This is a genomic window from Variovorax sp. GW821-FHT10B04, from assembly GCF_059415645.1.
Genome location: NZ_JBWKNQ010000013.1, coordinates 56,603 through 82,523 on the forward strand (window position 1 = coordinate 56,603; position 25,921 = coordinate 82,523).

The 25,921-nt window shown below is 68.4% G+C and carries 23 protein-coding genes; 22 read left to right on the forward strand and 1 reads right to left on the reverse strand.

Annotation, left to right across the window (positions count from 1 at the left end):
* Nucleotides 1–12 precede the first annotated feature (12 nt).
* The 7 genes from AC07PZ_RS25970 (at nt 13) to cobA (ending at nt 11,376) form a co-directional block, all read left to right on the forward strand.
* A complete protein-coding gene (locus AC07PZ_RS25970) occupies nt 13–816 on the forward strand; it encodes an ABC transporter ATP-binding protein (protein ID WP_495298045.1) in 804 nt (267 codons plus the stop codon).
* Between the two features lie 221 nt (nt 817–1,037).
* Complete coding sequence (locus AC07PZ_RS25975; protein WP_495298046.1) at nt 1,038–3,461, forward strand: glucose/quinate/shikimate family membrane-bound PQQ-dependent dehydrogenase; 2,424 nt, start codon at nt 1,038–1,040, stop codon at nt 3,459–3,461.
* Nucleotides 3,462–3,774: 313 nt separating this feature from the next.
* Nucleotides 3,775–6,270 carry a nitrite reductase large subunit NirB gene (gene nirB / locus AC07PZ_RS25980; RefSeq protein ID WP_495298047.1) on the forward strand — a complete coding sequence of 832 codons (2,496 nt, stop codon included), beginning with the start codon at nt 3,775–3,777 and terminating at the stop codon, nt 6,268–6,270.
* Between the two features lie 20 nt (nt 6,271–6,290).
* Nucleotides 6,291–6,716 carry a nitrite reductase small subunit NirD gene (nirD, locus tag AC07PZ_RS25985; protein ID WP_495298048.1) on the forward strand — a complete coding sequence of 142 codons (426 nt, stop codon included), beginning with the start codon at nt 6,291–6,293 and terminating at the stop codon, nt 6,714–6,716.
* 12 nt (nt 6,717–6,728) lie between these two features.
* Nucleotides 6,729–9,581: a nitrate reductase gene (locus AC07PZ_RS25990; RefSeq protein ID WP_495298049.1), complete on the forward strand. Its 2,853-nt coding sequence runs from the start codon at nt 6,729–6,731 to the stop codon at nt 9,579–9,581.
* Nucleotides 9,582–9,679: 98 nt separating this feature from the next.
* Nucleotides 9,680–10,585, forward strand: coding sequence for a DNA-binding protein YbiB (gene ybiB, locus AC07PZ_RS25995; RefSeq protein WP_495298050.1), 906 nt, complete (start codon nt 9,680–9,682; stop codon nt 10,583–10,585).
* The gene (gene cobA, locus AC07PZ_RS26000) at nt 10,582–11,376 is read left to right on the forward strand and encodes a uroporphyrinogen-III C-methyltransferase (RefSeq protein ID WP_495298051.1); all 795 of its coding nucleotides are present in this window, start codon (nt 10,582–10,584) and stop codon (nt 11,374–11,376) included. Before ybiB ends, cobA begins: the two co-directional genes overlap by 4 nt.
* Nucleotides 11,377–11,434: 58 nt before the next feature.
* Here cobA and AC07PZ_RS26005 read toward each other — a convergent pair whose 3' ends face one another.
* Nucleotides 11,435–11,863, reverse strand: a complete 429-nt coding sequence (locus tag AC07PZ_RS26005) for a MarR family transcriptional regulator (RefSeq protein WP_495298052.1) — start codon at nt 11,861–11,863, stop codon at nt 11,435–11,437.
* A gap of 208 nt (nt 11,864–12,071) precedes the next feature.
* Between AC07PZ_RS26005 and AC07PZ_RS26010 the strand changes: the two genes are divergently transcribed.
* From AC07PZ_RS26010 to AC07PZ_RS26080, 15 genes are all read left to right on the forward strand, one after another.
* A complete protein-coding gene (locus tag AC07PZ_RS26010) occupies nt 12,072–12,731 on the forward strand; it encodes a fumarylacetoacetate hydrolase family protein (RefSeq protein WP_495298053.1) in 660 nt (219 codons plus the stop codon).
* Complete coding sequence (locus tag AC07PZ_RS26015; protein ID WP_495298054.1) at nt 12,728–13,474, forward strand: fumarylacetoacetate hydrolase family protein; 747 nt, start codon at nt 12,728–12,730, stop codon at nt 13,472–13,474. Before AC07PZ_RS26010 ends, AC07PZ_RS26015 begins: the two co-directional genes overlap by 4 nt.
* A 38-nt stretch (nt 13,475–13,512) precedes the next feature.
* The gene (locus AC07PZ_RS26020) at nt 13,513–14,496 is read left to right on the forward strand and encodes a Bug family tripartite tricarboxylate transporter substrate binding protein (protein ID WP_495298055.1); all 984 of its coding nucleotides are present in this window, start codon (nt 13,513–13,515) and stop codon (nt 14,494–14,496) included.
* A gap of 15 nt (nt 14,497–14,511) precedes the next feature.
* A complete protein-coding gene (gene hpaE / locus AC07PZ_RS26025) occupies nt 14,512–15,972 on the forward strand; it encodes a 5-carboxymethyl-2-hydroxymuconate semialdehyde dehydrogenase (RefSeq protein WP_495298056.1) in 1,461 nt (486 codons plus the stop codon).
* 46 nt (nt 15,973–16,018) lie between these two features.
* Nucleotides 16,019–16,981: a tripartite tricarboxylate transporter substrate binding protein gene (locus AC07PZ_RS26030; RefSeq protein WP_495298173.1), complete on the forward strand. Its 963-nt coding sequence runs from the start codon at nt 16,019–16,021 to the stop codon at nt 16,979–16,981.
* A gap of 16 nt (nt 16,982–16,997) precedes the next feature.
* Nucleotides 16,998–17,921, forward strand: coding sequence for a 3,4-dihydroxyphenylacetate 2,3-dioxygenase (gene hpaD / locus AC07PZ_RS26035; protein WP_495298057.1), 924 nt, complete (start codon nt 16,998–17,000; stop codon nt 17,919–17,921).
* A 3-nt stretch (nt 17,922–17,924) separates the two neighbouring features.
* Nucleotides 17,925–18,332: a 5-carboxymethyl-2-hydroxymuconate Delta-isomerase gene (locus tag AC07PZ_RS26040; RefSeq protein ID WP_495298058.1), complete on the forward strand. Its 408-nt coding sequence runs from the start codon at nt 17,925–17,927 to the stop codon at nt 18,330–18,332.
* A gap of 5 nt (nt 18,333–18,337) precedes the next feature.
* Nucleotides 18,338–19,141, forward strand: coding sequence for a 2-oxo-hept-4-ene-1,7-dioate hydratase (gene hpaH / locus AC07PZ_RS26045; protein WP_495298059.1), 804 nt, complete (start codon nt 18,338–18,340; stop codon nt 19,139–19,141).
* Between the two features lie 13 nt (nt 19,142–19,154).
* On the forward strand, nt 19,155–19,979 hold the full coding sequence (gene hpaI / locus AC07PZ_RS26050; protein WP_495298060.1) for a 4-hydroxy-2-oxoheptanedioate aldolase: 825 nt from the start codon (nt 19,155–19,157) through the stop codon (nt 19,977–19,979).
* A gap of 303 nt (nt 19,980–20,282) precedes the next feature.
* Nucleotides 20,283–20,900, forward strand: coding sequence for a MarR family winged helix-turn-helix transcriptional regulator (locus AC07PZ_RS26055; RefSeq protein ID WP_495298061.1), 618 nt, complete (start codon nt 20,283–20,285; stop codon nt 20,898–20,900).
* Nucleotides 20,897–21,886, forward strand: coding sequence for a PDR/VanB family oxidoreductase (locus AC07PZ_RS26060; protein WP_495298062.1), 990 nt, complete (start codon nt 20,897–20,899; stop codon nt 21,884–21,886). Before AC07PZ_RS26055 ends, AC07PZ_RS26060 begins: the two co-directional genes overlap by 4 nt.
* Before the next feature lie 27 nt (nt 21,887–21,913).
* Nucleotides 21,914–23,083, forward strand: a complete 1,170-nt coding sequence (locus AC07PZ_RS26065; protein WP_495298063.1) for a Rieske 2Fe-2S domain-containing protein — start codon at nt 21,914–21,916, stop codon at nt 23,081–23,083.
* 41 nt (nt 23,084–23,124) lie between these two features.
* Nucleotides 23,125–24,108 carry a Bug family tripartite tricarboxylate transporter substrate binding protein gene (locus AC07PZ_RS26070; RefSeq protein WP_495298064.1) on the forward strand — a complete coding sequence of 328 codons (984 nt, stop codon included), beginning with the start codon at nt 23,125–23,127 and terminating at the stop codon, nt 24,106–24,108.
* Nucleotides 24,109–24,118: 10 nt separating this feature from the next.
* The gene (locus AC07PZ_RS26075) at nt 24,119–25,048 is read left to right on the forward strand and encodes an NAD(P)-dependent oxidoreductase (protein WP_495298065.1); all 930 of its coding nucleotides are present in this window, start codon (nt 24,119–24,121) and stop codon (nt 25,046–25,048) included.
* 20 nt (nt 25,049–25,068) lie between these two features.
* Entirely contained in the window at nt 25,069–25,857 is a 789-nt protein-coding gene (locus tag AC07PZ_RS26080) for a class II aldolase/adducin family protein (RefSeq protein WP_495298066.1), read from the forward strand.
* Nucleotides 25,858–25,921: the final 64 nt, after the last annotated feature.

The window sequence follows — 25,921 nt, forward strand, 5'->3', positions numbered from 1 at the left end:
GGAGCATTTGCCATGGACACATCCAAGTACATCGAGATCCGCGACGTCGAGCAGACCTTCAAGACGGCCAAGGGCCCGTTCCAGGCGCTGCGCGACATCCAGCTGAACGTGGCCAAGGGCGAGTTCGTCGCGCTGATCGGCCATTCGGGCTGCGGCAAGTCGACGCTGCTGAACCTGATCGCCGGGCTGACCACGCCGACGCACGGCTCGCTGCTGTGCGCCAACAAGGAGATCAAGGGCCCGGGACCGGAGCGCGCGGTGGTCTTCCAGAACCACTCGCTGCTGCCGTGGCTCACCTGCTTCGAGAACGTTCACCTGGGTGTGGAACGCGTGTTCGGCCCGGCCGAGTCGAAAGCGCAACTGCGCGCGCGCACCGACGCCGCGCTGGCGCTGGTCGGCCTGACGCCGGCCGCGCAGAAGCGCCCAGGCGAGATCTCCGGCGGCATGAAGCAGCGCGTCGGCATCGCCCGCGCGCTGGCGATGGAGCCCAACGTGCTGCTGATGGACGAGCCCTTCGGCGCGCTCGACGCCCTGACCCGCGCACGCCTGCAGGACGAGCTGCTGGCGATCGTGCAGAAGACGCAGAGCACCGTCGTCATGGTCACGCACGACGTCGACGAAGCCGTGCTGCTGTCCGACCGGATCGTGATGATGACCAACGGCCCGTCCGCCACGATCGGCGAGGTGCTGGAGGTCAAGCTGCAGCGCCCGCGCAACCGGGTCGCGCTGGCGGAAGACCGCGACTATGTGCACTACCGCAAGGCAGTGATCGACTTTCTCTACACCCGCCAGGGCCATGTGGAGAAGGCGGCCTGAGGCACAGGCGCGGCGCGACGGCCGCCCGTCCCGGATCGAAGAACGCGCCTCGGCGCGTTTTTTACTTTGGCAGACCGGGAGGCATGGGTTGGCGGGTCGCCCCTTTCTGTTGCACGGTCAACCGGCCCATTCATAAGGGTTTTCACCTACTTCTGAGAAAATCGCCGGTTTTTGGACGTCGAATGGCGGTCCTTGTGCGCTCGGAAGAAGGAAATCACTCAATGAGAAAAACGAACGAACCATCGGCCAGCAGCCGGTGGTCGCTGTTGGCGCTGGGTGCGCTGACGATGTTGATGGGCCTGTTCATGACCGTCGGCGGTGCCTGGCTGGCGGCACTCGGCGGCAGCTGGTACTTCGTGATCGCGGGCATCGTCCTGCTGGTGGCCGGGCTGCTGATCGCCAAGCGCCGCCCGACCGGCGCCTGGCTGTTCGCGCTGATGCTGATCGGCACCGCGATCTGGGCCGTGGCCGATGCCGGCTGGCATTTCTGGCCGCTGGTGTCGCGGCTGGTCGCCTTCGGCGTGCTGGGCCTGCTGATCGCCGTGGCGTACCCGACGCTGGTGCGCGCCGCGGGCGGCATTCCCGGCCGCGCAGCGCCGGTGCTGGCAGGCCTGCTGGCGATCGCGCTGGTCGCGACCGGCGGCTATGCCTTCGTGCCGACGCCGGTCGTCGCCGCACAGAACGCCGAGCTGCCGGTGACACCGGTGGCACCGGGCGCCGCGCAGAAGGACTGGCAGCACTGGGGCAACACCACCGCAGGCAGCCGCTTCGCCGCGCTCGACCAGATCACCAAGGCGAACGTGAACCAGCTCCAGGTCGCCTGGACCGCGCACACCGGCGACATCCCGCAAAGCACCGGCGCCGGCGCCGAAGACCAGAACACGCCGCTGCAGATCGGCAACGTGGTCTATGTCTGCACGGCCTACAGCAAGGTGCTCGCGCTCGACGCCGACACCGGCGCCGAACTCTGGAAGTACGACCCGCAGGCCAAGGCGCCGAACTGGCAGCGTTGCCGCGGTCTGGGCTATTACGACCAGGATGCCGAAGCGTCGGCCGCGTCCGCCACCGCGCCCGCAGCGCCGGCCGGCGCCAATGCCGCGGCACCCGCACCCGCCGCGGATTGCCGCAAGCGCCTGCTGCTGCCGACGCTGGACGCGCGCCTGATCGCCATCGACGCCGCCACCGGCAAGCCTTGCGCCGATTTCGGCAACAACGGCACGGTCGACCTCTCGACCGGCATGGGCGAGATCAAGTTCGGCTACTACCAGCAGACCTCGACGCCGCTGATCGCCGGCCACATGGTGATCGTCGGTGGCCGCGTGGCCGACAACTGGTCGGTCGACGAGCCGCCCGGCGTGGTCCGCGCCTTCGACGTGATCACCGGCGAACTCGCCTGGGCCTGGGACTCGGGCAACCCGGCCATCACCAGGCTGCCGCCACCCGGCCAGACCTACACGCGCGGCTCGCCCAACGTCTGGGCCGCGATGGCCTACGACCCGAAGCTCGACCTGGTCTACCTGCCGACGGGCAACACCACGCCCGACTTCTTCGGTGGCCACCGTACCGCGGAAGAAGACAAGTACAGCTCGTCGATCGTCGCCGTCGAAGGCAAGACCGGCCGCGTGCGCTGGCACTTCCAGACCACCCACCACGACCTGTGGGACTTCGACCTGCCCGCGCAACCGCTGCTCTACGACGTGCCGAACGGCCAGGGCGGCACGCAGCCCGCGTTGATCCAGACGACCAAGCAGGGCGAGATCTTCATGCTCAACCGCGAGACCGGCACGCCGATCGCGGAAGTGCAGGAGAAGCCGGTGCCGCAAGGCAAGCTGCCGGGTGAACGCTATTCGCCGACGCAGCCCTTCTCGGTCGGCATGCCGTCGATCGGCAACACGACGCTGGTCGAGTCCGACATGTGGGGAGCGACGCCCTTCGACGCCCTGCTCTGCCGCATCAGCTTCAAGGGCATGCGCAGCGAAGGCGTGTACACGCCGCCGGGCCTGGACCATGCGCTGCAGATGCCGGGCTCGCTCGGCGGCATGAACTGGGGCAGCGTGTCGGTCGACCCGACCATCGGCTACATGTTCATCAACGACATGCGCCTGGGCCTGGCCAACTACATGATCCCGCGCGACAAGATGCCGAAGAACGCCAGCGGCATCGAAATGGGCGCCGTGCCGCAGGACGGCACGCCGTACGGCGCGATGCGCCAGCGCTTCCTGTCGCAACTGGGCATCCCCTGCCAGGCGCCGCCCTTCGGCACGATGTCGGCCATCGACCTGAAGACCCGCAAGCTGGTCTGGCAGGTGCCGGTCGGCACGGTGCAGGACACCGGCCCGCTCGGCATCCGCATGCACCTGCCGATCCCGATCGGCATGCCGACGCTCGGGCCCTCGCTGGCTACACAGTCGGGCCTGGTGTTCTTCGCCGGCACGCAGGACTTCTACCTGCGCGCTTTCGACAGCGCGAGCGGCAAGGAAGTCTGGAAGGCGCGCCTGCCGGTCGGCAGCCAGGGCGGCCCGATGACGTACGTGTCGCCCAAGACGGGCAAGCAGTACGTGCTGATCAGCGCCGGCGGCGCACGCCAGTCGCCGGACCGCGGCGACTTCGTGATCGCCTACGCGCTACCGGGCGCGGGCAAGTAACTCCAGCCAGGTTCAACGCGCATCGCTGCGCGTTGCACCGCACCATCTGACGCAGCGGCGCCCGCCGTTGCGCACCATCGCGACGCAGCAGCGCGCCGATGGCCCCCGGATCCGCACCGGAAGCCCGCGAAAACCTGCATACAGGGCGCTTTTCCTTGGCATAGGGATTGCTTCAACGAAGACAAGGTCAGTGACGGCAAAGGCGTCGCCGCTGGCTTCAGGACAAAGGCGTCCGCATGACTGTTCAGCTTCGGCTGGGCGGCTCCATGCGGACGCCTTTTTTGTTTTCGGGACAGCCCCACGGAGAACCGCCATGGACATGCGCGTGAAGAAGCAGAAACTGGTGCTCGTCGGCAACGGAATGGCCGGCGTCCGCACGCTCGAAGAGCTGCTGAAGATCGACCCCGAGCTCTACGACATCACGGTGTTTGGCGCCGAGCCGCACCCCAACTACAACCGCATCCTGCTGTCGCCGGTGCTGGCGGGCGAGCAGACGATCGACGAGATCGTGCTCAACCCCTGGTCGTGGTACGAAGAGAACGGCATCACGGTGCACGCCGGACGCAAGGTGGTCGAGGTCGACCGCGTGAAGCGCATCGTCCGCGCGGACGACGGCACCGAAGCGCCCTACGACCGCCTGCTGCTGTGCACCGGCTCCGACCCGTTCATGCTGCCCGTGCCCGGCAAGGACCTGGCCGGCGTGATCGCCTACCGCGACATCGCCGACACGCAGGCCATGATCGAGACCGCGAAGACGCACCGGCACGCGGTCGTGATCGGCGGCGGGCTGCTCGGCCTCGAGGCCGCCAACGGCCTGATGCTGCGCGGCATGAGCGTGACGGTGGTGCACGTCAACGCCTGGCTGATGGAGCGCCAGCTGGACGATGTCGCCGGCGGCCTGCTGCGCAAGTCGCTGGAAGACCGCGGCCTGAAGTTCCGGCTCAACGCCCACACGCAGGAACTGGTCGGCAACGCCGATGGCCGCGTGGCGGCGATCCGCTTCAAGGACGGCACCGAAGAACAGGCCGACCTGGTCGTGATGGCCGTCGGCATCCGGCCGAACGTGAAGCTCGCCGAATCGATGCGGCTGCATTGCAATCGCGGCATCGTGGTCACCGACACGCTGCAGACCGTGACCGACGCACGCGTCTACGCCGTCGGCGAATGTGCGGCGCACCGCGGCATCGCCTACGGCCTGGTCGCGCCGCTGTTCGAGCAGGCCAAGGTGGCCGCCAATCATCTGGCGGAGATGGGCTACAGCCGCTACATGGGCTCGCTCACGTCCACCAAGCTCAAGGTCACGGGCATCGACCTGTTCTCGGCCGGCGACTTCATGGGCGGCGAAGGCACCGAGGAGATCGTGATGAGCGACCCCTTCGGCGGCGTCTACAAGAAGCTGGTGATCAAGGACGACAAGCTGATCGGCGCCTGCCTGTACGGCGACACGGTCGACGGCAGCTGGTACTTCAAGCTGCTGCGCGACGGCCGCAGCGTGCACGACATCCGCGACAAGCTGATGTTCGGCGAATCGAACATCGGCGACACCGGCCACGAGGGCCACAGCAAGGCCGCCAGCATGCCCGACGACGCCGAGGTCTGCGGCTGCAACGGCGTCAACAAGGGCACGATCTGCAAGGCGATCAAGGAGAAAGGCCTGTTTACGCTGGACGAGGTGAAGAAGCACACCAAGGCGAGCGCGAGCTGCGGCTCGTGCACCGGACTGGTCGAGCAGATCCTGATGTTCACGGCCGGCGGCGACTACTCGGCCACGCCGAAGAAGAAGGCCATCTGCGGCTGCACCGACGCCAACCACCAGGACGTGCGCGAGGCGATCCGCACGCAGAAATACCTGACGCACGACGCGGTCTACCACGGCCTCGGCTGGCGCACACCCAACGGCTGCGCGACCTGCCGCCCGGCCATCAACTACTACCTGATCAGCACCTGGCCGAAAGAGGCCAGGGACGATCCGCAGAGCCGCTTCATCAACGAACGCAGCCACGCGAACATCCAGAAGGACGGCACCTACTCGGTCGTGCCGCGCATGTGGGGCGGCCACACCACGCCGGACGAGTTGCGCCGCATCGCCGACGCGGCCGACAAGTACAAGATCCCGACGGTCAAGGTCACCGGCGGCCAGCGCATCGACCTGCTGGGCGTGAAGAAGGAAGACCTGCAGAACGTCTGGAAGGACATCGGCATGCCCTCGGGTTTCGCGTACGGCAAGTCGCTGCGCACGGTGAAGACCTGCGTGGGCTCCGAGTGGTGCCGCTTCGGTACGCAGGACAGCACACAGATGGGCAAGGACCTGGAACGCGCGCTGTGGGCGATGTATTCGCCGCACAAGGTGAAGCTCGCGGTCAGCGGCTGCCCGCGCAACTGCGCCGAGGCCGGCATCAAGGACGTCGGCGTGATCGGTGTCGACTCGGGCTGGGAGCTGTACGTGGGTGGCAACGGCGGCATCAAGACCGAGGTGGCGCAGTTCCTCGTGAAGGTGAAGACGGCCGCGGAGGTGCTGGAGTACAGCGGCGCGTTCCTCGAGCTGTACCGCACCGAAGGCTGGTACCTCGAGCGCACCGTGCACTACATCGGCCGCGTCGGACTCGACCACGTGAAGAAGCGGATCCTGGAGGACGCGGAAGGCCGCAAGGCGCTGTGGGAGCGCCTGCAGTTCGCGCTCGACGGCGAACCCGATCCATGGTTCGAGTCGGTGCAGGCGTCGGTCGACGTGCGCCAGTTCACGCCGGTGGCGGCGCTGGAATCCGGTGCCCGCGTCATTCCCATCCATGCACAGCCGCAGACGGCCTGAATCCGCCCAAGGAGATGAACATGAACGAATGGACGCCCATCTGCCGCGTCGATGACATACCCGTGCTGGGCTCGCGCCGCGTGGCACGCCCGGTCGGCGTGGCCGTCGCGGTGTTCCGCAACAGCCAGGACGAGGTCTTTGCGCTGCTCGACCGCTGCCCGCACAAGGGCGGCCCGCTGTCGCAAGGCATCGTGTTCGGCACCAGCGTGGCCTGCCCGCTGCACAACTGGACCATCGGACTGGACGACGGCTGCGCCAAGTCGCCCGACGAGGGCTGCACACCGAAGTTCGCCTGCAAGGTCGACGGCGGGCAAGTGCTGCTCGACGCGCGCGAACTCGCCACGCACGCCATCGACCTCGAAGCGCCGCGCGCAGGGTCCGGCGCGGCGACGGCCGGTGCGCTGGGCGACGAGAGCTTCGGCGTGCAGGCGCCGCACGGTGCCTGAACAAGGCCGGTGATGCAGGAAACCAGGTCCACCTGCCCCTACTGCGGCGTCGGCTGCGGCGTGATCATCGAATCCGATGGCGCCCGGATCACCGGCGTGCGCGGAGACCCCGCGCATCCCGCGAACTTCGGCCGGCTCTGCACCAAGGGCTCGACGCTGCATCTCACGGCGACGGCCGAGGTCACGATGCAGACGCGCCTGCTGCAGCCGATGCGGCGTGCGGAACGCGGCGCGGCACCTGCGGCCATCACCTGGGACGAAGCGCTCGACACGGCCACGCACAAGTTCGCCCAGGTCGTGCGCGACCACGGCCCCGACGCGGTCGGCTTCTACATCTCCGGCCAGTTGCTGACCGAGGACTACTACGTCTTCAACAAGCTGGCCAAGGGCCTGATCGGCACCAACAACATCGACACCAACTCGCGCCTGTGCATGAGCAGCGCGGTGGCCGGCTACAAGAAGACATTGGGGGCCGACGCGCCACCCGCCTGCTACGACGACTTCAAGCATGCGCAGTGCCTGTTCATCGTGGGCAGCAACACCGCGTGGGCGCACCCGATCCTGTTCCGGCGCATCGAGGACGCGAAGCGCGACAACCCGGCGATGAAGATCGTGGTGGTCGACCCGCGCCGCACCGACACCTGCGAGATCGCCGACCTGCACCTCGCCATCCAGCCCGGCACCGACGTCATGCTGTTCCACGGCATGCTGCACCTGATGCTGTGGGAAGGCTGGACCGATCCCGCCTACATCGCGGCGCACACCACCGGCTTCGACGCGCTGAAGGCCACGGTGCGCGACTGCACGCCCGACCGCGTGGCGCAGATCTGCGGCATCGAGCCGGCCGCGCTGCTCGAGGCCACACGCCTGTTCGCGACCTCGGCCGCCACGCTGAGCCTGTATTGCCAGGGGCTGAACCAGTCGTCGTCGGGCACCGCCAAGAACGCGTCGCTCGTCAACCTGCACCTGGCGACCGCACAGATCGGCCGACCGGGCGCCGGCCCGTTCTCGCTGACCGGGCAGCCCAACGCCATGGGTGGCCGCGAGGTCGGCGGCATGGCCAACCTGCTCGGCGCGCACCGCGATCTCGCCAACCCCGCGCACCGCGCCGAAGTCGCGGCACTGTGGGGCTTGAGCGAAGGACACGAGGTGCCGGCCGCGCCCGGCAAGACCGCCGTCGAGATGTTCCAGGCCGCGGCGGACGGCGAGATCCGCGCGCTGTGGATCTCGTGCACGAACCCCGCGCAGTCGATGCCCGACCAGGCCACGGTGCGGCGCGCACTGGAACGCTGCGAACTCGTCGTAGTGCAGGAGGCCTTCGCTACGACGGCCACCTGCCAGTACGCCGACCTGCTGCTGCCCGCCACCACCTGGGGCGAGAAGATCGGCACCGTGACCAACAGCGAGCGGCGCATCTCGCGCGTGCGGCCGGCCGTGCCGGCGCCCGGCGCAGCGCGGCACGACTGGTCGGCCGTGGTCGACTTCGCCAGGCGACTCGAAGCCCGGCTGCCGGCACGCGCACGCACCACGCTGTTCCCGTACGAGGCCGACACGGCCGCCGGTGCCGAGGCCATCTGGACCGAGCATCGCGAAAGCACCCGCGGGCGCGACCTCGACATCACCGGCCTGAGCTGGCCGATGCTCGACGCGCTGGGCCCGCAGCAATGGCCGCTGCCCGAAGGCCGCAGCGCCGGCCGCGCGCGGCTCTACGAAGACGGTGTGTTCCCTACACCCGACGGCCGCGCCCGCTTCTTCGACGCCGCCTACAAGCCGGTGGCCGAAGCCCGCGAGGCGCGCTTCCCGTTCTCGCTGAACACCGGCCGGCTGCGTGACCAGTGGCACGGCATGAGCCGCACCGGCACGCTGGGCCGGCTGTTCGGCCACGTGCCGGAACCGGCCGTGCAGATGCATCCGCAGGACATGGCGCGCCGCCAGATCCAGAACGGCGATCTGGTGCAGGTCAGTTCGCGCCGCGGCAGCCTGGTGCTGCCCGCGCAGGGCAGCACCGAAGTCGGCATGAGCCAGGCCTTCATCCCGATGCACTGGGGCGAGGAATACCTGAGCGGTCGATCCAGCGATGGCCAGCGTCTCGCGGGCGTCAATGCGCTGACCACGCCGGCCTTCTGCCCCGACTCGAAGCAGCCGGAACTCAAGCACGCGGCCGTGCGGATCGCGAAGGCGGAGCTTCCCTGGTCGCTGCTGGCCGTGGCCTGGCTGCCTGCCGGACAGGTGCTCGACGTGCTCGGCGCGCTGCGCCGGCTGATGCCCGAATTCGCCTTCGCGAACTGCGTGCCCTTCGGTGCCGGCGGTGCGCTGCAGGCAGGCGCGGTGGAGCGCAACGGCGTGCTGTTCCGCGCGGCCGGCCACGCACCGCCCGCCGACGCGCTGCTGGCGCGCATCGAATCGCTGCTCGCGCTCGACAGTCCCGACACGCTGCGCTACGCCGATCCACGCCACGGGCAACGCCGCGCGATGCGGCTGGTGCGTGCCGGCGACGAGGCTCGGCTCGAAGGCTTCCTGCTGGCCGGCGACACCCGCGCCGAAGCCTGGATCAAAGCGCTGTTGCAGGACCAGTTGCCGGCGCAGGCCTTCGGCCGCCAGTTGCTGCGGCCGGGCGCGACGGCGCCGGCCGGCGTTGCGTCGCGCGGCAAGACCGTGTGCAGCTGCTTCGGCGTGACCGACGTCGACATCGCCGCCCGACTGCCGCAATGCAGCGGCAGCGACGACCAGCGTCTGGCTGCGCTGCAGGGCGCGCTGCGCTGCGGGACCAACTGCGGGTCCTGCATTCCGGAACTGCGGCGCAGGGTGCGCGACACCCCGGCGTCGGCATCGGAACGGGTGGAACAGGTGGAGGCCGCGCCGTGAGCGCCGAAGCGGCGGCGTTGCGCGTGGCGACACCCGGCGTATTCGGCATAAGCAAGGCCGTCCGGGGGCATAAGGCTTGCGGGACAATCCCGGCACCCATGGGAATCAGCCACTACATCAAGGAAATCGGCCGCGGCGCGCGCGGCGCACGCCCGCTCGCGCGCGAACAGGCCGCCGATCTGTTCGGACAGGTGCTGGACGGCAGCGTGACCGACCTCGAGATCGGCGCCTTCTGCCTCGCCATGCGCATCAAGGGCGAGACGCCGGAAGAAATGGCCGGCTTTCTCGACGCCACGCATGCCCGGCTCGCACGCTTTCCGGCAGGTGAGCGGCCGCTGGTCGTGCTGCCCAGCTACAACGGCGCGCGCAAGCTGCCGGTGCTCACGCCGCTGCTGGCGCTGCTGCTGGCGCGCGAAGGCCTGCCGGTGCTGGTGCACGGCGCGGCGACCGAATCGACCCGCGTGCTGGCGTCCAGCGTGCTGGCCGCCATGGGCGTCGATGCCCTGACGGCCGTGCGCGCCGTCGCACCCGGCGAAGTCGTCTTCGCACCGACCGAACTCCTGCATGCGGGGCTGAAGCGCCTGCTCGACGTTCGCCGCGTGGTGGGCCTGCGCAATCCGGGCCACAGCGTGGTCAAGCTGATGCAGCCGGCGGACGGCCCGAACGTGGTGGTCGCCAGCTACACGCATCCCGAATATGCGACCTCGATGGCCGCGACCTTCGAGCTGATGCAGACCACCGCCCTGCTCTCGCGCGGCCTCGAAGGCGAAGTGGTGTCGGACCCGCGCCGCACCGCGCAGATCGACGGCTTCGTGCGCGGCACGCGCAGCACGCTGCAGGCACAGCAGCCCGGCACGCTGTCGGAAGTGCCGGGCCTGCCGACCGAGATCGATCTCGACACCACGGTGGCCTACACGCGCCGCGTGCTGGCCGGCGACGCGCCGCTGCCCGACGCGATCGCGCGCCAGGTCGACCACATCCGAACATTGGCAACCCACGCATGAACAACCCTTCATTCCAAGGCAGCTGCACGCTGGTCGGCGCCGGCCCCGGCGACCCGGAACTGCTGACGCTCAAGGCCGTCAAGGCAATCCGGGCGGCCACCGTGCTGTTCGTCGACGACCTCGTCAACGAGGCCGTGCTCGGCCACGCGCAACCCGGTGCCCGCATCGTGCACGTCGGCAAGCGCGGCGGCTGCAAGAGCACGCCGCAATCCTTCATCGAGAAGCTGATGATCACCGCCGTGCGCGAAGGCGAGACGGTGGTCCGGCTCAAGGGCGGCGACCCGTTCATCTTCGGCCGTGGCGGCGAAGAGGTCGAGCATCTGCGCGAAGCGGGCATCGAGGTCGCCGTGGTCAACGGCATCACGGCCGGCCTGGCCGCCGTGACCGCACTGGGCGTGCCGCTGACGCATCGCGATCATGCGCAAGGCGTGGTGTTCGTCACCGGCCACGCGAAGACCGGCGCGGCCGCTGCGTCGGACCCGACCGACTGGCGCGCACTCGCCGCGGCCGTGCACCACGCGCGGCTCACGCTCGTGATCTACATGGGCGTCTCGGGCGCGGCCCACATCCAGCGCGAACTGCTGCACGGACTGCCCGCATCGACGCCGGTCGCGGTGGTGCAGCACGCAAGCCTGCCGCACCAGCGCCACGCCGTGACGACGCTCGGTCAGCTGCAGCAGGACATCGCCGCTGCGGGGCTGGCGAGCCCGGCCGTGATCGTGGTTGGCGACGTGCTGCGCGGCATCGCCGCGGCAGCGGCCACCGAGGGCGTCGGGCACTTCGGCACCTGACGGCCCTTCTTCACCCGGGGCGGCAAGCCCCGGAGCGCAGCGTCACCTCGACGGCTGGCTATTCATCGCTCGCGCCCTCACCCTCGACCAGGCCGAGCCGCATCTCGACGCGTTCGCAGAGCGCATAGACCGCGTCGATCTCGTCGGCGCCGACCAGTTCTGCAATTTCCACGTAGATCTGCTCGGAGTGCGGCGCCACCTTCCGCACCAGTGCGCGGCCAGAGGCCGTGAGGGTCAGTTCCATGCTGCGCAGGTCGCTCGCATGCGGGCTGTTCTCCACCAGCTCCAGCAGCTGCAAGGACTTCAGCAGACGCGACAGGCTGGGCATGCTGATGCAGGTCATCTGCGACAGCTCGATCGGCCGCAGCTTGTTGCGCGTGGCAGCCAGCGCACGCAAGACACGCCACTTCTGCTCGGTCAGTCCATGGGCGCGCAGCATGGGACGAAAGCGCGCCATCACCGATTCACGTGCGCGCAGCAAAGCCATGGGCAAGGATCGCGAGAACGCGCGCAACGGGTCGGGATTCGTGGCCAGCGGCAAGATGGGCAACCTGGTGAGTGACAGCGGAGAACAATTCTACGGACCGCTGCCTGCCCTCGTCCGGCGAGGCAATTGACTTTCGAAAACCGTTCGATATAGTTGTCATGTTAACTACATGAACGACATGAACGCAGACATCCCAACGGAGACAACGTTGACTGCATGCACGACGGTGTACGGCGTGCTGCTCAACGAGCGCGCCACGCAGGAGCGCATGCAGGCCGCATTCCAGGAGCCTCCCTACCGCGCGCCGCCTCGGGCGCCGGTGCTGTACATCAAGCCGCGCAACACCCACGCCGGCGAGGGTGCGACGGTGCGCATACCGGCCGCTCCCGGCGAGGTGCAGATCCATGCGACCCTGGGCCTGGTGATCGGCAAGCGTGCGACGCGCGTCCGCGTCGAAGACGCGATGGATCACGTCGCGGGCTGCCGCATCGTCAGCGACCTGTCGCTGCCGCATGCCAGCGTGTACCGCCCGGCCATGCAGCAACGCTGCCGCGACGGCTTCCTGCCGATGGGCGAACCGGTGCGCATGGCTGCGGGCTTCGACATTGCGCGCTCGCAAGCCGTGACCTTCGTCAACGGTGCGGAGGTCCACCGCCGCGGCTTTGCGGACCTGGTGCGTCCGGCGGCACAACTGCTGGCCGACGTCACCGAATTCATGACGCTGGAGGCCGGCGACGTACTGCTGCTCGGTGCCGCCGATGACGCGGCACTGGCGGTTGCGGGCGATGCGGTGCGCATCGAGGTGGTCGGGCTGGGCAGCCTTTCGTACCGCGTGGAACTGGAAGAACCCCGGAAGGACTTGGCATGAAGCGCGGTCGCATCCTTCAACAGGGCCGGGTGCTCGACGTGGTCGAACGCGATGGCGCCGTGGCATTGCCGGACGGCCGGCTGCTGCCGGAAACCGATGTGCACTGGCTGCCGCCGGCCGTCTTCGGCACCGTCTTCGCGCTGGGCCTGAACTACGCCGATCACGTCAAGGAGCTGGCCTTCAACAAGGCGCCGGAAGAGCCGCTGGTGTTCCTGAAGGGCCCCAACGCGCTGACGGGCCATCGCGGCACCAGCTATCGCCCGCCGGACGTGGGCTTCATGCATTACGAATGCGAGCTGGGTGTCGTCATCGGCCAGCGCTGCCGCGACGTCGCACCCGAACGCGCCGGCGAGGTGGTCGCAGGCTACTGCGTCGCCAACGACTACGCGATCCGGGACTACCTGGAGAACTACTACCGGCCCAACCTGCGCGTGAAGAACCGCGACGCCTGTACGCCCGTCGGGCCCTGGATCGTCGACGCGGCGGACGTCCCCGACCCGATGGACCTGCGGTTGCGCAGCTGGGTCAACGGCACCTTGACGCAGGAAGGCTCGACGCGCGACATGCTCCTGAACATCGGCGAACTGATCGCCTACCTGTCGAGCTTCATGACGCTGAATCCGGGCGACCTGATCCTGACCGGCACGCCGCACGGCGTGGCCGACTGCAAGGTCGGCGACGAAGTCGTGACGGAGATCGACGGCATCGGCCGGCTCGTCAACACCATCGTCGGCACGCCCTGAGCCGCAGCGCCACCTCATCCACAACAAAGACAGGAGACATGACCATGCAGACCCTCACCCGCCGCAGCGCCCTGGCGCTCGCCGCCGCCATCGGCCTCGGTGCGACCGCCGCGTACGCGCAGACCTATCCCAGCAGGCCACTCCGATGGGTCGTCGGCTATCCCGCCGGCGGCGGGACCGACTTCCTCGCGCGCACCGTCAGCGCACGGCTGTCGCAGCAGATCGGCCAGCCGGTGCTGGTGGACAACCGCCCCGGCGCGGGCGCGATCATCGCGTCGGAGAACGTGGCCCGTTCCGCTGGCGACGGCTACAACCTGTTCTCCGCCGACAACGGCGTGCTGGTCTACAACCAGGCGCTCTACAAGAAGCTGCCTTACGACCCGGCCAGGGACTTCGCGCCGATCGGCATGATGGGCCGCTCGCCGCTCATCATCACGGCCGCACACAACGCCGGCGTCACCGACGCGGCCACGCTGATCGCACGGCTCAGGGCCGAGCCGGGCAAATGGAACATCGCCACGGCCGGTACCGGCAGCCCGCACCATCTGGCGCTGGAACTGTTCCAGCGCGAGGCGGGTGTCTCGCTCGCACACATTCCGTACAAGGGCGGCGCACCGGCCCTGCAGGACCTGATGGGTGGCCAGATCGCCTTGATGATGCTGGATCTCCCGAGCGGCATCAGCGCGGTCAAGGCCGGCAAGGTGGTGCCGCTGCTGGCCATGTCCGCAGAACGCGTGCCCCAGCTGCCGAACGTCCCGACCGCCAGGGAACTCGGCTTCGCCCAGGTCGAGGCCTACACCTGGCAGGGCGTGGTGGTCCCGGCCGCCACGCCCAAGGACATCCAGGCCCGGCTGGGCACCGAGCTGCTCGCAGCGCTGGGCGACGCCGGCGTGCGTCAGAAGCTCTACGACGCCGGCTGGGAGGCGCTCCCGGCCGATGCCGATCAACTGCAGCGCTACACCGAGGCGGAACGCACCAAGTGGCATGCGCTGATCAAGTCCCGCAACATCACTCTCGACTGAACCCCGAAACACTCCATGAAGATCGACCATCTCATCAACGGCAAGCGAGTCGCCGGTCGCGACTACTTCGAGACCGTCAACCCGGCCACGCAGGAAGTGCTGGCCGAAGTCGCCAGCGGCGGCGCGCAGGAAGTGAATGCCGCCGTCGCGGCGGCCAGGGACGCCTTTCCCAAATGGGCCGGAATGCCCGCGCCCGAACGCGCCAGGCTGATCCGCAGGCTCGGCGATCTCATCGCGCAGAACGTGCCCGAGATCGCCCGGACGGAAACCAACGACTGCGGCCAGGTCATCGCGCAGACCGGCAAGCAACTGGTGCCGCGCGCGGCCGACAACTTCTATTACTTCGCCGAGATGTGCACGCGCGTCGACGGCCACACCTATCCGACGCCCACGCATCTGAACTACACGCTGTTCCATCCGGTGGGCGTGTGTGCGCTGATCAGCCCATGGAACGTGCCCTTCATGACCGCGACCTGGAAGGTCGCACCCTGCCTGGCCTTCGGCAACACGGCCGTGCTGAAGATGAGCGAGCTGTCGCCGCTGAGCGCCGCGCGTCTGGGCGAACTGGCGCTCGAGGCCGGCATCCCCCCGGGCGTGCTGAACCTCGTGCACGGCTATGGCAAGGAAGCCGGCGAGCCGCTGGTCGCGCATCCCGACGTGCGCGCCATCTCTTTCACCGGGTCCACTGCGACGGGCAATCGCATCGTGCAGGCAGCGGGCCTGAAGAAGTTCAGCATGGAACTGGGCGGCAAGAGCCCTTTCGTGATCTTCGAGGACGCCGACCTCGACCGTGCACTCGATGCAGCCGTCTTCATGATCTTCAGCAACAACGGCGAGCGCTGCACGGCCGGCAGCCGCATCCTGGTACAGAAGTCGATCTATGCCGACTTCGTGGCGAAGTTCGTCGAACGTGCCAAGCGGATCACCGTGGGCGACCCGCTGGACGAGAAGACGATCGTCGGTCCGATGATCTCGCAAGGCCATCTGGCCAAGGTGCGCAGCTACATCGAACTGGGGCCGAAGGAAGGCGCGACGCTGCTGTGCGGCGGACTCGAGACGCCGTCGAACCTGCCCGACCGCGTGAAGAATGGCAACTACGTGGCGCCCACGGTGTTCGCGGACGTCGACAACCGCATGAAGATCGCGCAGGAAGAGATCTTCGGCCCGGTGGCCTGCCTGATTCCGTTCAGGGACGAGGCACACGCCATCGAGCTCGCCAACGACATCCAGTACGGCCTGAGCAGCTACGTGTGGACCGAGAACATCGGCCGTGCGCACCGTGTGGCCGCGGCCGTCGAAGCGGGCATGTGCTTCGTCAACAGCCAGAACGTGCGCGACCTGCGCCAGCCCTTCGGCGGCACCAAGGCCAGCGGCACCGGCCGCGAGGGCGGCACCTGGAGCTACGAGGTGTTCTGCGAGCCGAAGAACGTGGCGGTGTCCATGGGCTCGCACCACATCCCGCACTGGGGCGTCTGAGCCCGCCGACCGACATCCACAACAACAGAGACAAACCATGCGAGCAATGAACCGCCGCGCCGTACTCGGCGCCGGCACCGCCGTCGCGGTCGCGCCCTGGCTGGCGCGCGCCCAGACCGCCTGGCCGAAGCGGCCGATACGCGTCGTCGTGCCGTTCCCGCCCGGCGGCACGACCGACATCGTGACCCGGCTGGTCATGACGACCGTCGCCGGGACGCTGGGCCAGCCCGTGGTGGTCGAGAACAAGCCGGGCGCGGGCACCGTGATCGGCGTCGACGCGGTGGCCAAGTCCGCACCGGACGGCACCAGCTTCGTGACCGTCGCCAACAGCTTTGCGGCCAACCAGACCCTGGTGCACAGGCTGCCCTACGACACGCTCAAGGACCTGCGGCCGGTGGCGCTCATGGGCATGTCCGAGCACGTGCTGGCCACGAATCCGGCCAGCGGCCTGCACTCGCTGGCGGACCTGCGCGAGAAGGCTCGCTCGGGCGCCTTGAGCTATGCGTCCTTCGGCAACGGAACGTCGGCGCACCTCTCGGGCGAATTGCTCAAGCAGAAGCTCGGCATCGACCTGGTGCACGTGCCGTACAAGGGCCAGGGCCCGGCGCTCACCGACCTGCTGGGCGGGGAGGTCACCGTGATGTTCGGCAACTGGCCCGAGTTCCGCGGCTACATCCAGTCCGGCAAGCTGGTCGCGCTCGGCATGGCCACGACCCGACGGTCGGTCTACGCACCCAACATCCCGACCCTTGCCGAGCAGGGCGCCGCCATCGAGTCGAACTCGTGGAACGGCCTGCTGGCCCCCGGCGCCACACCGGACGCCGTGGTCCGCCGCATGAACGAGGAGATCAACAAGGCGCTGGCCAGTGCCTCGATCGCGCAGTCGTTCGCGCAGGGCGGCATCGCCTCGCTGTCGGGCACGCCCGAGCAGTTCGCCGCCTTCATACGCAGCGAGATCGCCAAGTACGCGGAGATCGCGCACAAGGCCAACATTCAGCTCGACATCTGAACCGGGAGGCATCGCCATGGGCAAGCTCGCACTCGCAGCCAAGATCACGCATGTCCCCTCGCTGTACCTCAGCGAGCTGGACGGCCCCCGCAAGGGCTCCCGCCAGGCCGCCATCGACGGCCTCAAGGACATCGGACGGCGCTGCCGCGCACTGGGCGTGGACACCATCGTCGTGTTCGACACGCACTGGCTGGTCAACGCCAGCTACCACCTGAACTGCGCGCCGCATTTCAAGGGCGTGTACACCAGCAACGAACTGCCGCACTTCATCAGCAACATGCCCTTCGAGATGCCGGGCAATGCGGCGCTGGGCCGACTGCTGGCGCAGTCCTGCAACGACTGGGGCGTGGAGACCCTCGCCCACGACAGCACCACGCTGGGCCCCGAATACGGGACCCTGGTGCCGATGCGCTACATGAACGAGGACCTGCACTTCAAGGCGATCTGCGTGTCCGCGCTGTGCACCAGCCACTACCTCAACGACAGTGCGCGCCTCGGCTGGGCCATGCGGCGCGCGGTCGAGGACCACTACGACGGGACCGTGGCCTTCCTGGCCAGTGGCTCGATGTCGCACCGCTTCGCGCAGAACGGTCTGGCGCCCCAGTATTCCGATCGCCTGTGGAGCCCCTTGCTGGAGCGCATGGACCACGACATCGTGCGCATGTGGGAGAACGCCGAATGGGCCGACTTCTGCACCATGCTCCCGGAGTACGCGGTCAAGGGCCATGGCGAAGGCTTCATGCACGACACGGCCATGCTGGTCGGCGCACTCGGCTGGTCTGCCTACGACGGCCGGGCCGAGGTCGTCACGCCGTACTTCGGGTCCTCGGGCACGGGGCAGATCAACGCCGTGCTGCCGGTGACACCGCAGGACGGCCATGCCATACCCAAGGCGCAGGCTTCCGGCGCCGAAGGCTTCCAGGCCGTATCGCGCCTTTGACCCATGCCCCATCTCGTCATCCTCTACACGCCGAACCTCGAAGGCCGCACCGACATGTCGGCGCTGTGCCGCAGCCTGGCCGACACCATGCTGGCCCAGCGCGACGATCAGGGCCGGCAGGTTTTCCCGACCGGCGGCACACGCGTGCTGGCGTACCCCGCGGCGCACAGCGCCGTTGCCGACGGCAAGGCCGACTACGCCTTCATGTACCTGAACCTGCGCATGGGCGCGGGCCGGCCCGCTGCCGTGCAGCAGGCCGCGGGCGATGCGCTGCTTGCCACCACACGCGACCACCTGGCACCGCTGTTCGCGCAGCAGCTCATCGGCTGCACGCTGCAGATCGACGAAAGCCCGGGCCAGGTGTACGACGGCAAGCACAGCAACCTCCATCCCCTCTTCAACAAGAACTAGAGCCCATGCTTTCCGACGAACGCATCGAACACCTGGCCGCCGAGCTGCATGCGAGCGAAAGCTCGCGCGTGCAGGTCGAGCACTTCTCCAAGCGCCATCCCGGCATGACCATCGAGGACGGCTACGCGATCTCGCGCGCCTGGGTCCGGCTCAAGCGCGCCGAAGGCCGCAGCGTCATCGGCCACAAGATCGGGCTGACCTCGCGTGCCATGCAGCAGGCCAGCCAGATCACCGAGCCCGACTACGGCACCCTGCTGGACGACATGCTGTTCGAGACCGGCAGCGACATTCCCTTCCAGCGCTTCATTGCCCCACGCATCGAGGTCGAGCTGGCCTTCATCCTCGCCAGGCCGCTCAAGGGCCCGAACGTGCGGCTGACGGACGTGCTGGCAGCCACCGACTATGTGGTACCCGCCATCGAAATCATCGACGCGCGCATCGAGCAGTTCGACCGCCACACCAAGGCCATGCGCAAGGTCTTCGACACGATCTCCGACAACGCCGCCAACGCCGGCATCGTGCTGGGCGGCCGGCCGGTCAAGCCCGACGCGGTCGACCCGCGCTGGGTCAGCGCACTGCTCTACAAGAACGGCGTGATCGAGGAGTCGGGTGTCGCCGCCGCCGTGCTGAACCACCCCGCCACCGGCGTGGCCTGGCTGGCCAACAAGCTCGCCCCCTGGGACGAGCACCTGGAGGCCGGCGAGATCGTGCTTGCAGGCTCGTTCACACGCCCGGTGAACGCCGCGCGCGGCGACGTGTTCCATGCGGACTACGGCCCGCTGGGCACCATCAGCTTCCGGCTGGTCTGAGGAGACGACACACATGCACATCACACCCAACCTCTTCAAGCAGGCGCTGAAGAGCGGGCAGCCGCAGATCGGCCTCTGGGTCGGCTTGGCCGACCCCTATGTCACCGAACTGCTGGCGGGCGCCGGTTTCGACTGGCTGCTGATCGACGGCGAACACGCGCCGAACGACGTGCGCAGCGTGCTCAGCCAGCTGCAGGCGGCAGCGCCCTATGCCGTGCACAGCGTGGTGCGGCCGGTCATCGGCGACACGGCGCTGATCAAGCAGTACCTGGATGTCGGCGCCCAGACGCTCCTGGTGCCGATGGTGGAGACGGCGGCCCAGGCAGCTGCCATGGTGGCCGCGACCCGCTATCCGCCGCAAGGCGTGCGCGGCGTCGGCGCGGCACTGGCGCGTTCGTCGCGCTGGAACGGCATCCCGGACTACCTGCACCGGGCCAACGACGAAATGTGCGTGCTGGTGCAGGTCGAGTCCGTGGCGGCGCTGGACGCGCTGGACGACATCGCGCGCACCGATGGTGTCGACGGCGTGTTCTTCGGGCCGTCCGACCTGTCGGCCTCGATGGGATTCCTGGGGCGTCCCGGCGAGCCCGCGGTGCAACGCGCGATCGCGGACGGCATTGCGCGGGTGCGCGCGGCCGGCAAGGCACCCGGCATCCTGACGGCGGACCCCGCGCTGGCCCGCAGCTACCTCGACATGGGGGCCTTGTTCGTGGCCGTCGGCGTCGACACCACCTTGCTGGCCCAGGCCGCACGCAGGCTTGCGGCCGAGTTCAAGTCGCCGGCCTCACCGACGGCCACGACCGCGGCCACGACCACGCCGGCGCACGGCGTTTACTGACCGGCGCCTCTGCGCGCCGTTGCCCCATCCCTGCGACCTGCACGGGGTGCGAGCGGTGCTCGAACGTTTCTTCGTCGTTTCCGCACACCCCTCGCTCACGGGGTGGATGCGGACGCGCGCGCCATCGACCGGTATGGCATCGCGACATCTCTGGAGTTGGTTGAAATGGAAACAATACTGAACGGCCTTCAACGGTATGAATTCAGGGTTTCCCCGAGCTAAATTCCAGCCGTCGGATCGGGATTTTTGGTTGTCATAGACCACCATAAATTCTAGAATCCATGTACTTAACAAGTTAACTACATGGACGGACTGATCCCCACACACGAAGACAAGCGGCCGCAGCCGGGAACGTTCCGCGCCCTGCCTTCCTTTCGCATCCACCTGCTGGCCGGCATGTCGGCTCGCCATGCCGAGTTGCGCTTTCTCGAGCGCTTCGACCTGCGCCTCCTGGAGGCCCGCGTGGTCGGCCTCGTCGGCACCTTCGGCGCCCTGTCGCTGAAGGAGATCTGCCAGGAATCCGACATCGAGAAGAGCCACGCCAGCAAGATCATCGGCCGGCTGGTACAGCGCGGCATCGTCGAGAAGCTGGACGACAGCAGCGACCAGCGGGCGATCTCGGTGCGCCTGACGCCGCAAGGCCGGGAGCTGCACCAATCCATTTACGCCGAAGCACTGGAACGCAACGAGCGCTGGCTTTCCGTGCTGGACGCGCAAGAGCGGCGGCAGCTGTTCTCGGCGGTCGAGAAGCTGATCGAACGCACGCGCGAAATGCTCGGCGTCGAGGCCGGGCCGGTGCCGGTCGCCTCTCAGGCCGCGGTGGCCCCAGCGGCCACGCTGGCGCTGGACCTCGAGCTGGCGCGCCGGCTCCACGGCCTGCTGGGCAACCTCATCGACGACGCCAGCCGGGAGCGCTCGTGAATGCCATCCAACCGTTCGAGGCAACTTCCGCGAGGTCGGTGCCGACCGTGCAGTCGGCCCTGGTGCGCTGCATGCGCCTGGAAGCGCGCGACGTCCTGTCGCTGGAGCTGGTCTGCGCCGACGGCGGAACGTGGCCCGCCACGGCGCCCGGCGCCCATCTCGACATCGAGGTCCCGGGCGTGGGGGCACGCCAGTATTCGGTGCTGGAACGCGCCGCACCCGACCGCCTGTGGATCGGCGTGCAGCGTGATGCGGGCTCGCGCGGCGGTTCGCGCTGGGTGCACGAACACCTGCGGCCCGGCCAGACGCTGCGGGTCGGCGGCCCCCGCAACAACTTCCCGCTGGACGAAGGCGCCGGACCGGTCTGCCTGATCGGCGGCGGCATCGGCATCACGCCCCTGCTTTCCATGGCCGACGCGCTCTCGCGCACCCCGCGCGAATGGCAGCTTCACTACGGCGTGCGCAGCCGCGACCGCGCCGGCTTTGCAGAACGCCTGACACGTCACGGCGCCCGCGTGCATCTGCACGTGGACGACGAGGCCGGCGCACCCATGGACATGCGCCGCCTGGTTGCCGATGCCGCGCCGAACACGCAGTTCTATTGCTGCGGCCCGGCGGGCATGCTGGCCGGCTTTGCCGACGCCACGGCCGGACTGCCGCCCGCGCATTGCCACGTCGAACACTTCGCCGCGCCGGCCACCGCCGATGCGCTGCCGAGCGGCAGCTTCCTGGTCGAACTGGCGCGCAGCGGCGCCAGCTACGCCGTGCCGGCCGAACGCAGCATCCTCGACGTGCTGCTCGACCAGGGCATCGACGTGCCGCACTCCTGCCGCAGCGGCGTCTGCGGCAGTTGCGAAACACGCGTCATCGCCGGCAGACCCGAGCACCGCGACGCCGTGCTGAGCCCCCAGGAACGGGCCTCCGGCAGGACGCTGATGGTGTGCTGCTCGCGCGCTGCAGGCGAACGCATCGTGCTGGATCTCTGACGACCAGCTTTCCCCAAGGACCCCCCGATGATCAAGATCAAGACAGCCTACGACCTGCCTCGCCCCAGCCATCTGGCCAACATCACCGAAGTGGGCCGCGGCACGCCCATGGGCGAACTGCTGCGCCGCTACTGGCACCCCGTCGGCGTCGCCAGCGACGCGGGCGATACCCCGCGCCGCGTGCGCGTGCTGGGCGAGAACGTCGTGCTGTTCCGTGACCGCCAGGGCCGTGCAGGCCTGCTGCACGAACGCTGCGCGCATCGCGGCGCTTCGCTGTACTACGGCCGCACCGAGGACGAAGGCATCCGCTGCTGTTATCACGGCTGGCTCTTTGCCGTCGATGGCCAGTGCAGGGACCAGCCCTGCGAACCCAACAACGACCATTGCGCGCGCGTGCGCCAGCCGTGGTATCCGGTGGAGGAACGCTACGGACTGATCTTCGCGTACCTCGGACCGCTCGATCGCAAGCCGCTGCTGCCGCGACTGGAACTGCTCGAGAACCTGCAGCCAGGCGAGCTGCTGGAAGCCGACGACAGCAGCATCGGCAGCGGCGGTGCGGTCATCGTGCCGTGCAACTGGCTCCAGCACTACGAGAACGTCGTCGACCCCTATCACGTGCCGATCCTGCACGGGTCGTTCAGCGGCGCGCAGTTCATCGCGCAGATGGGCTTGATGCCCGAGGTCAGCTTCGAATACTACGAACTCGGCATCCGCAGCACGCAACTGCGCCGGCTGGAGGACGGCAGCGTGCACCGCCGCGTGACCGAGGCCCAGCTCCCCACGCTGCGCGTGGTGCCGAGCCCGCGCGTGGAGCTATATGGCCCCTGCACGCTGATCGGCTGGGTGCTGCCGATGGACGACACCCACTTCCGCATCTACACCGCCGGCCGCGTGCACACGCCCGGAGCGCTGGCGCAGATCCGGTCGCGCATGAACGGCAAGGCCTGGAGCGAGCTCACCGACGAAGAACACCAGAAGTTTCCAGGCGACTACGAAGCCCAGGTGAGCCAGGGCGAGATCACCGTGCACAACGAAGAGAACCTGGCCACCACCGACCGCGGCATCGCCATGCTGCGCCGCTTCCTCGGCAAGCAGGCAGAGGCCGTCGCGAACGGCGAAGACCCGGTCGGCGTGGCCTTCGAGCCGGGCCGCGAGTGGATCGGCTCGCAAGCCGGCAATTTCCTGGACCGCGGCTGACGTCCGCCGCACGACATCCCCACCAAAGAACGGAGACAACAATGAACCACCAACGCCGCTCGCTGGCGCTGGGCAGCTTTGCCCTGCTCGCCACCCACCCCTTGCATGCCCTGGCACAGGCCGCCGCCCGCTATCCCGCGGGCCCGGTCAAGGTCATCGTGCCGTTCGCGGCTGGCGGCATCGTCGACGTGATGGCCCGCCTGGTCACGGAGCAGATGAGCCAGACGCTGAAGCAGTCCTTCTTCATCGACAACCGCCCCGGCGGCACCAGCACGATCGGGACGATTGCCCTCAAGGCGGCGCCGCCCGACGGGCAGACCATCCTGTTCGGCACCAGTTCGCTCGAGCTGCTGAATCCGTTCCTGTTCAAGAAGCTGCCCTACGAGGTCAGCGACCTGCAACGCATCAGCGTCATCTACGACTCCAGCATCGCGCTGGTCGTGCCCAAGAAGATCAAGGTGCAGAACTTCAAGGAGCTGATCGCCTATGCCAAGACACGTGGCGACGGCATGACATTCGGCTCATGGGGCACCGGCTCCTCGGGCCATCTCTTCGGATCGATGCTGGAGAGCGCCTTCGGCATCAAGCTCGTGCACGTGCCCTACAAGGGCGAGATTCCCGCGCTGACGGACATGTCGCGCGGCGATCTGGACATGAGCTGGGCCAGCCCCAACGGCGCACGCACCTTTCGCGAGAAGGGCGACTCGGTGGTCATCGGCGTCACCGGTGCGTCGCGCTCGCCGGGCCTGCCCGAAGTGCCGACCTTCGCCGAACAGGGCTACGAGGCCTTCAAGCTCGGCCTGTACGGCGTCGCCTATGCGCCCAAGGGAACCCCGCCCGCGATCATCGAGCAGCTGCAGCAGGCGATCCATGCAGCCGTCACGCGCCCGGCGATCCAGGAGCGCTTCGCAACGCTGGGGCTGGTGCCCGTCGGCAACACGCCCGCCGAGTTCGACGCCCTGTTCGCCAGGGAACGGCCGGTCTGGCAGAAGCTCGCCGCCGCCAGCGGTGCCAGCCTCGATTGACCGAGAAGCCATGACGATCCTGCTGCTCACACAGCCGCAGCCACCGGAGCCGATCGCCGCCCTGATCGCGGCTGCCGGCGGCGACCTGCGCGTGGCCACCGACCCTTCCCAGGTCGATCCGCTGGACGTGGAATGCCTGGTGGCCTACCGGCTCGCCCCCGGCACGATCGCGCGCTATCCACGGCTGCGACTGCTCTGTGCGGCGGCCTCGGGCGTCGAGAAGCTGCTGAATACGCCCGACCTGCCGGCAGCGCTGCCCGTCGTGCGGGTGAAGGACGCGCGCCAGTCCCAGCAGATCGGCCAGTACGTGCTCGGCCACGCCATTGCCCATGTGCGCGGCTTTGCCACCTACCGCCAGCAGCAGGCGCAGCATCAGTGGTTGCGCCACGCGCCGCCGGCTTTCGGGCAGGCCCGTGCCAGCGTACTCGGACTGGGGCATGTGGGCGCCACGGTGGCCCGGATGCTGGTCGCCGCCGGATTCGAAGTCCGCGGCTGGAGCCGAACGCCTCATGCGCTGGATGCCGTCGAATGCTTCCACGGTCCGCAAGGCCTCGACGCCTGCCTGACCGGCGCCGCCGTCGTGGTCGCCACATTGCCGCTGACACCTGAGACCGACACATTGCTGCACGCCGAGCGGCTGTCTCGCATGGCGCAAGGTGCGTTGCTGATCAACGTCGGCCGCGGCGAGCTGGTGGACGACGCCGCGCTGGCCGCCAGCCTGCGTGCAGGCCATCTCGGCGCTGCCGTGCTCGACGTGCACCGCACGGAGCCGCTGCCTCCCGAGGCGGCGCAATGGCACACGCCCGGCCTTTTCGTGACACCGCATATCGCATCGCAGCCTTCAGCGGCCGCGGTTGCCGCCAGCGTCGTCACCGCATGGCAGCAGCTGTGCAACGGCACCCCTCTGACCGACCGCGTCGATCGCGACCGCGGCTATTGAACTCAATCCAAGGACCCCACATGCAAGCATCCATCGAATCACTGAGCCAGGAAGTCCCGGCCGGCATGACCCGCGCCGAATGGCGCGCGCGGCTGGAGCTGGCCGCCTGCTACCGCATCTTCGACCACCTGGGATGGACCGAGGCCATCTTCAACCACATCTCGCTGCGCATCGAGGGCGAGGGGCAACCCGCCTATCTCATCAACCCCTATGGCTTGCACTATGGCGAGATCACGGCACACAACCTGCTGAAGATCGATCTGGCGGGGGAGAAGCTCGCGCCGTCGCCTCACCCGGTGAACCGGGCGGGCTTCGTGATCCACAGCGCGATCCACGCGGCCCGGGCCGATGCGCACTGCGTCGTGCACACGCACACGGACACGGGCATGGCCGTTGCATGCAAGAAGGCCGGACTGCGCCACGACAATTTCTACAGCGCGTCGCTTGCCGGCAAGGTGGCCTACCACGACTTCGAGGGCATCACCACCGACGTGGACGAACAGGTGCGCATCGTGAACAGCCTGGGCGTGCAGCGGAACCTGATCCTGCGCAACCATGGCTTGCTCGTGGTTGGCGAGTCCGTGCCGGACGCCTTGATGAGCTACTGGGTGCTTCAACGCGCCTGCGACGTACAGGCCCGCACGGACGCGATGCACGGAGAGAACATCGGCGTCGATCCATCGGTTCTCCAGGCCATTCCGAATCAATCGAAACCCATGCACGTCGGCGCCGGACGGCGCGGCCAGATGTTTTTCGATGCGATGGTTCGCAAGGCAGGCGTCGGCGCGCAGGAGTTGCTGGCGGCGTAACGCCGAGATGGTCGGTGAAACCCGACACCTAGAATCCTGCCGATAACAACGTCAGGAGTCAGGG